The 7386-nt window shown below is 59.8% G+C and carries 6 protein-coding genes and 1 pseudogene; 4 read left to right on the forward strand and 3 right to left on the reverse strand.

Translation table 11 applies throughout. The features are described from left to right. Positions 1–39: 39 nt before the first annotated feature. Complete coding sequence (gene nhaB, locus Q8X48_RS26770; protein WP_407802117.1) at positions 40–1542, forward strand: sodium/proton antiporter NhaB; 1503 nt, start codon at positions 40–42, stop codon at positions 1540–1542. A gap of 99 nt (positions 1543–1641) precedes the next feature. On the opposite strand, the gene zwf is transcribed toward nhaB, so the two are convergent. Together zwf and gnd are read right to left on the reverse strand one after the other, a co-directional pair. After that, on the reverse strand, positions 1642–3156 hold the full coding sequence (gene zwf, locus Q8X48_RS26775; RefSeq protein WP_407802118.1) for a glucose-6-phosphate dehydrogenase: 1515 nt from the start codon (positions 3154–3156) through the stop codon (positions 1642–1644). Further along, positions 3153–4133 (reverse strand): phosphogluconate dehydrogenase (NAD(+)-dependent, decarboxylating), encoded by a 981-nt coding sequence (gnd, locus tag Q8X48_RS26780; RefSeq protein WP_407802119.1) that lies wholly within the window; start codon positions 4131–4133, stop codon positions 3153–3155. The genes zwf and gnd overlap by 4 nt, the downstream gene beginning before the upstream one ends. Positions 4134–4406: 273 nt before the next feature. Between gnd and Q8X48_RS26785 the strand changes: the two genes are divergently transcribed. The 3 genes from Q8X48_RS26785 to Q8X48_RS26795 all read left to right on the forward strand — a co-directional run bounded on the left by Q8X48_RS26785 (position 4407) and on the right by Q8X48_RS26795 (position 6887). Continuing rightward, positions 4407–4589, forward strand: a complete 183-nt coding sequence (locus tag Q8X48_RS26785) for a DUF6026 family protein (RefSeq protein WP_407802120.1) — start codon at positions 4407–4409, stop codon at positions 4587–4589. A 198-nt stretch (positions 4590–4787) separates the two neighbouring features. Then, positions 4788–6524 (forward strand): phosphoethanolamine transferase CptA, encoded by a 1737-nt coding sequence (locus Q8X48_RS26790; protein ID WP_407802121.1) that lies wholly within the window; start codon positions 4788–4790, stop codon positions 6522–6524. Between the two features lie 153 nt (positions 6525–6677). Further along, positions 6678–6887, forward strand: a complete 210-nt coding sequence (locus Q8X48_RS26795; protein WP_015094988.1) for a hypothetical protein — start codon at positions 6678–6680, stop codon at positions 6885–6887. Between the two features lie 196 nt (positions 6888–7083). Here Q8X48_RS26795 and Q8X48_RS26800 read toward each other — a convergent pair. Next, positions 7084–7386: pseudogene (locus Q8X48_RS26800) on the reverse strand (hypothetical protein); the annotation flags it as partial.

Raw genomic sequence — 7386 nt, forward strand, 5'->3', positions numbered from 1 at the left:
TGCGGCAACTTGCGCGCTTCTTAAAACAAGGAGCAGCCGATGTCCGGTTCAATGGCCCAGGCGTTCGCGCACAACTTTCTCGGGCATTCGCCCCGTTGGTACAAGGCCTGCATCGTCGGCTTTCTGATTCTCAATGCCCTGGTAATGTGGACCGCAGGCCCGGTGGCAGCCGGCTGGCTGCTGGTGCTGGAGTTCATCTTCACCCTGGCCATGGCGCTCAAGTGTTATCCGCTGATGCCCGGCGGCCTGTTGTTGGTCGAAGCCCTGCTGCTGAAGATGACCACGCCCCAGGCGCTGTATGACGAGTTGCTGCACAACTTCCCGGTGATCCTGCTGCTGATGTTCATGGTGGCCGGTATCTACTTCATGAAGGACTTGCTGCTGTACCTGTTCTCGCGCCTGCTCTTGGGGGTTCGCTCCAAGGCTGCGCTGGCCCTGATGTTCTGCTTCCTGTCGGCCTTCCTGTCAGCGTTCCTCGATGCCTTGACCGTGACCGCCGTGATCATCAGTGCCGCCGTAGGCTTTTACTCGGTGTATCACCGCGTCGCCTCGGGTAACGACCCGCGCCAGGACAGCGAGTACAGCGACGACAAACATCTGCCGACCCTGCATCAGGGCGATCTCGAACAGTTCCGCGCCTTTTTGCGCAGCCTGCTGATGCACGGTGCCGTAGGCACCGCACTGGGTGGTGTGTGTACGCTGGTCGGCGAGCCGCAGAACCTGCTGATCGGCCATGAAATGGGTTGGCATTTCTACGAATTCTTCATCAAGGTTGCACCGGTATCCCTGCCGGTACTGGTTGCAGGCCTGGTGACATGCGTCCTGCTGGAAAAGCTGCGCTGGTTCGGATACGGCACGCTGCTGCCGGATAACGTCCGTGCGGTGCTGGCCAACTACGCCGCCGAAGACAATGCCGAGCGCACCGCCCGCCAACGTGCCGCGCTTCTGGTACAGGGCGCTGCCGCATTGATTCTGATCGCCGGGCTGGCGTTTCACATCGCCGAAGTGGGCTTGATCGGTTTGATGGTGATCGTATTGATCACCGCGTTTACCGGCATCACCGACGAACACCGCCTCGGCACCGCGTTCAAGGACGCCATGCCGTTTACCGCCTTGTTGGTGGTGTTTTTCGCCGTGGTCGCGGTGATTCACGACCAGCAATTGTTCTCGCCGTTGATCCAATGGGTACTCGCGCTGCCGGCGGACCAACAACCGGGCATGCTGTTCATTGCCAACGGCCTGCTGTCAGCCATCAGTGACAACGTGTTCGTCGCGACTATTTACATCACCGAAGTGAAGCGCGCATTCATGGCCGGTGAGATGACCCGCGAACATTTCGAGACACTGGCCATTGCGATCAACACCGGCACCAACCTGCCGAGCGTGGCGACGCCCAACGGCCAGGCAGCGTTCCTGTTCTTGCTGACCTCGGCGATTGCACCGCTGGTGCGCCTGTCTTACGGGCGAATGGTCTGGATGGCGTTGCCCTACACCGTGGTCATGGGCTTGCTCGGGTGGTATGCGGTGAGCTACTGGTTGTAATCCCCCAACCCTGTGGGAGCGAGCCTGCTCGCGATGGCGTCGGCACATTCACATCCAAGTGCCTGACAGACCGCTATCGCGAGCAAGCTCGCCCCCACATTATCCGAGGCGGTGCCAGACGCGACCGTCACGGGTGAGCAATTCTTCGCCGGCCTTCGGGCCGTTTTCCCCGGCGGCATAGCTCTGCACGCTGGCGTCCTGCTGCCAGGCATCGAGGAACGGCTGCACGGCGCGCCAGCCGTTTTCGATGTTGTCGGCGCGCTGGAACAACGTCTGATCGCCGGTCAGGCAATCGTAAATCAGGGTTTCGTAGCCCGTGGACGGCTGCATCTCGAAAAAATCCTTGTAGGCAAACCCCAGTTCGATGTTGTCCATTTTCAGGGCCTGACCGGGACGCTTGGCCAACAGGTCGAACCACATGCCTTCGTTGGGCTGGATCTGAATGCGCAAATAAGTCGGCTGCAGTTCATCGACCTCGGTATCGCGAAACTGCGCATAGGGCGCCGGCTTGAAACAGATGACGATCTCGGTGTCACGCACACTCATGCGCTTGCCGGTGCGCAGGTAGAACGGCACCCCGACCCAGCGCCAGTTATCGATCATGACCTTGAGGGCCACATAGGTTTCGGTATTGCTGTCGGATGCGACCTTGTCTTCCTGGCGATAGCCCGGCAGCACCTTGCCGTCGATTTCACCCGCGGCGTATTGACCGCGCACCGAGTTGGCACGGGCCTCCTCGACCGTCCAGGGCCTGATCGCGCCGACGACCTTGGCTTTCTCGCCGCGTACCGCATCGGCGCCGAACGCGGCGGGAGGTTCCATCGCCACCATCGCCAGCAACTGGAACAGGTGATTGGGCACCATGTCCCGCAGCGCGCCCGTGTGCTCATAAAAACTGCCACGGGTTTCCACGCCGACGGTTTCAGCGGCGGTGATCTGCACGTGGTCGATGTAGTGATTGTTCCAGAACGCCTCGAACAGACTGTTGGAGAACCGGCTGACCAGAATGTTCTGTACGGTCTCTTTGCCCAGATAGTGATCGATCCGGTAGATCTGCTTTTCCGTCATCACCTTGAGCAGGCAGGCATTCAAGGCCTCAGCCGTTTGCAGGTCGGAGCCGAAGGGTTTTTCGATCACCACCCTTCTGAAGGCCTCGGGGGTTTCTTCCAGCAAGCCGGCGGCACCGAGTCGGCGCGCCACCTCACTGAAGAAGCGCGGCGCGGTGGCCAGGTAGAACACCGCATTGCCGGTTCCGCTGTCGGCGATTTTCGCCGCCAGCGCTTGATAAGTGCTGTCGTCCAGGAAATCGCCCTGGACGTAGCTGATGCCTTTGGCAAGTTTGGACCAGACCGCTGGATCAAGGGTGTGATCGCCCTTGCCAGCCATCTCGTTGCGAATGAAGTCTTCGAGCTTTTGCGCAAAACCCTCATCGCTGATGGCGTTGTGGTCAACGCCGATGATCCGCAGTCCATCCCCGAGCAACCCGTTGCGCTTGAGGTTATACAGCGCGGGCACCAACAGACGCTTGACCAGGTCGCCATGGGCGCCAAACAGAAACAGCGTCGTCGCGGGTGCCGGCTCAGCCTTGGATTTCCTGCGGATCACGTGGGTCATTTTTTCGAGGTCTCCACATGGCCGCCGAAGCCGAAGCGCTGGGCCGAGAGAATCTTGTCGCCAAAGGTGCCCTGGCCGCGCGAGCGGTAGCGGGAAAACAGCGAGTTCGACAGCACCGGCACCGGCACCGCTTGCTCCATCGCCGCTTCGATGGTCCAGCGCCCTTCACCGCTGTCTGCCACCGACCCGGAGAAACCGTCGAGCTTTGGATCACTGGCCAGGGCGTCGGCCGTCAGGTCGAGCAACCACGAGGAGACCACGCTGCCACGACGCCAGACTTCGGCGATGTCGGCGACGTTCAGGTCGAAACGCTGGTCGGCTGGCAAGCTCTCGCTGTTTTTGGTTTGCAGGATGTCGAAGCCTTCAGCGAAGGCCTGCATCATTCCGTATTCGATGCCGTTGTGGATCATCTTCACGAAATGCCCGGCGCCGGCGGGACCGGCGTGAATGTAGCCACGCTCGGCACGATCGTCGTCGGACTTGCGGTCCTTGGTACGCGGGATGTCACCCATGCCCGGGGCCAGGGTTGCAAACAGCGGGTCGAGACGCTTAACGGTCGCGGCATCGCCGCCGATCATCATGCAGTAGCCACGCTCCAGGCCCCAGACGCCGCCGGATGTACCGACGTCAATGTAATGCAGGCCTTTTTCCGACAGGGTCTTGGCCCGGCGGATATCGTCCTTATAGAAGGTGTTGCCACCGTCGATGATGGTGTCGCCGGCTTCGAGCAAAGTGCTCAGGGTGTCGATGGTCTCTTCGGTCGGCGCGCCTGCCGGCAGCATGACCCACACCGCACGCGGCCTGGCCAGGCCAGCGACCAGCGCAGGCAGATCGGCGACGCCGGTGGAACCCTCAGCGGACAAGGCTTCGACAAAGGCGGTATTGCGGTCGTAAACAACGGTGGTGTGCCCGTTGAGCATCAGGCGCCGCGCAATATTGCCGCCCATGCGGCCCAGTCCAATAATCCCGAGTTGCATGTGCTGATGCTCCCTACTACAAATAAAAAGTGTGTCAAAGGTTATAGCCCAACGCGACTCATGAGGTTAGTCCAGAGCGTTGGCGTGAAGTTTCCGGGCATTGTGCCCGATCCTGATGGATAACGTCGGGAATCAAACCGAAGACACAACGACAATGAAAAATAAAAAAGTTCCCTTCGGGAGCAAAAGAAATCAAAATTGGCGCCGATAGTAGATCAGCCGTTGATTTCGACGCGGCTCTACAGTTGAGACACGCCATTTGCGAGGTGAGCAATGGGCACAGTACATACCGCACTGCCAGCACAAACCCTTTACGTCACTATCCGTCGCGATGAATTGCGTCAGTTGAAGGACGAACGCGATCAATTGAAACAGGAGCTGGCGCAGTTGCGACTGCTGCTGCAAACAGGTCAGGCGCAGCCCCTGGCTGCGGTGCAACGCGCCCCACTCGCCTGATTCCCCGTCTCAAGCGGGAGCAGTCTGCACTGCTTCCGCACCGGCTCACGCCCTGCCATCTGCGGCAACTCACGAAATTTTCACAATTGTCTCACGATAATTACAAGTTCCAGGCTGCCCGGTTCCGTGCGGCCCTCGTTCGTCGTCCGCGATCTCCAAGTCCCGGCGGTGGTAGTGAATTCTCGGCTGGAGCGCTGAATGTCTTTGTTCGAACGCAGCAAAACGACTGCGGCAGGTTTTGATTGGGCCGGATTCGTCTGGCTGTTTGTATTCTTCTGGTACTTTTCCGGCATTACCCAACTGTTGATCCAGCTGACGGGCACCTCCGGGTTTTCCGGATTCCGCCAGGCCTTCGTCATGAGCGCGATCTGGCTGGCACCGATGCTGCTGTTCCCCAAACAGACCCGTGTCATGGCCGCCGTGATCGGCGTCGTGCTGTGGGCGTGCTCCATGGCGAGCCTGGGCTATTTCTTCATTTACCAGCAGGAGTTTTCCCAGAGCGTCATCTTCATCATGTTCGAGTCGAACGTGGCTGAAGCCGGCGAGTACATGACCCAGTACTTTGCCTGGTGGATGATCCCGGCGTTCCTGGCCCACACCGCATTTGCCTACTTCCTGTGGACTCGCCTGCGCCCGGTGTACCTGCCCCGTGGCAAGGCCATCGTGGCGGCGCTGGGCATTGTCGTAGCGGTGGTCGGTTATCCGCTGATCAAGCAAACCTTGCGCACCGGCAGTTTCGCCGAAGGCTTCGACAAGTTCGAAACCCGCATCGAGCCGGCGGTGCCATGGCAGATGGCCGTGGCCTATCACCGTTACCTGGAAACCCTGGCCGGCATGCAGGACATGCTCAACAGCGCCAGCAGGATTGCACCGCTGCACAACCTCAAGGACGCCATGGCCAACACGCCTGCGACCCTGGTGCTGGTGATCGGCGAGTCCACCAACCGTCAGCGCATGAGCCTGTACGGTTACCCACGGCAAACCACGCCGGAACTGGACAAGCTCAAGGATCAACTGGACGTTTTCGACAACGTCATCACTCCGCGCCCCTACACCATTGAAGCGCTGCAACAGGTCCTGACCTTCGCCGACGAAGAAAACCCGGACCTGTACCTGTCGACGCCATCGCTGGTCAGCATGATGAAACAGGCCGGTTACAAAACCTTCTGGATCACCAACCAGCAGACCATGACCAAGCGCAACACCATGCTCACGACCTTCTCCGAACAGGCCGACGAGCAGGTGTACCTGAACAACAACCGTAACCAGAACGCCGCGCAGTACGACGGCGACGTGATCGAGCCGTTCAACAAGGCCCTGGCCGACGCGGCGCCGCGCAAACTCATCGTCGTGCATCTGCTCGGCACGCACATGAGCTACCAGTACCGTTACCCACAGGCCTTCGACAAGTTCCAGGACCGCAATGGCGTACCGGCCGGCGTACGTGACGATCAGGTGCCGACGTACAACAGCTATGACAACGCCGTGCTGTACAACGACTTCGTGGTGTCCAGCCTGATCAAGGATTACGCCAGAACCGATCCGAACGGCTTCCTGCTGTACCTCTCCGACCATGGCGAAGACGTGTTCGATTCCGCGGGTCACAACACCCTGGGGCGTAACGAGAACAAGCCGACGGCACCGATGTACACCATTCCGTTCATGGCCTGGGCTTCGCCGAAATGGCGGGCAAGCCATGACTGGAACCTCGCCGGCGATCTGTCGCGTCCTTACAGCAGCTCGCACCTGATCCACACCTGGGCCGATCTGGCAGGCCTGAGCTTCGACGAACTCGATCGCAGCAAGAGTGTGGTCAGCGACAGCTTCAAGGCCCGGCCATTGATGATAGGCAACCCCTATGAGCGTGAGCAGCGCGCGTTGATCGACTTCAGCCTGATGAAGCCGAAAACGTCACCCGCGGTCGTTCAGCAGTAATCCTTTCAGGGGCCGCTTGCGGCCCCTTTTTCATGGGGCGGCCAGCGGTGAAGTTAATTCCCATTTAAGCGAATCGGCGGATAATGCCATTTCGACACTGCTTCATTGATTCATGGACGAAAGGCATCCGACAACTTTAGTGGGAGGCATACCATGAAACGCACCGCCGTGATCCTCGCCGGCCTGATGGCGCTGGGTTCAACCAGCGCATTCGCCGAAGGTGGAGCCGAACGCATGCGCTATTACTTCGAAAGTCTGCGACTGGCCCAGCAAGAAGCCCTCGGCCATCCGATCCAGAGCACCGAACTACGGGTGCCTGACGATCAAACCGCACAAATGACTGAAACCTACAGACCGAAATGATCCTCTGACTGCGGCTCTACAGTCGCAGAAGACCGTTTGGGCGTCCCGATGGACGCCCTTTTTTTGGGTTCCTCACGCATACCCGCGACACTGTAGGAGCCAGCCTGCTGGCGATGGACTCAAGCGCGCCGCGTTCATCCAGTTCACCCGCGTCATCGTTGACGACCATCGCTGGCAGGCCAGCTCCCACAAGGGGCTATACCCACGCTAAAACTGTAGGAGCCAGCTTGCTGGCGATGGACTCAAGCACGCCGCGTTTAACCAGTCCAAACGCGTAATCGTTAACGACCATCGCTGGCAAGCCAGCTCCCACAAGGGGCCATGCCCACGCTAAAACTGTAGGAGCCAGCTTGCTGGCGATGGACTCAAGCGCGCCGCGTTTAACCAGTCCAAACGCGTAATCGTTAACGACCATCGCTGGCAAGCCAGCTCCCACAAGGGGCCATGCCCACGCTAAAACTGTAGGAGCCAGCTTGCTGGCGATGGACTCAAGCGCGCC

The sequence above is a fragment of the Pseudomonas sp. QLc11A genome, assembly GCF_052112305.1.
GTDB lineage: Bacteria > Pseudomonadota > Gammaproteobacteria > Pseudomonadales > Pseudomonadaceae > Aquipseudomonas > Aquipseudomonas laurylsulfatiphila.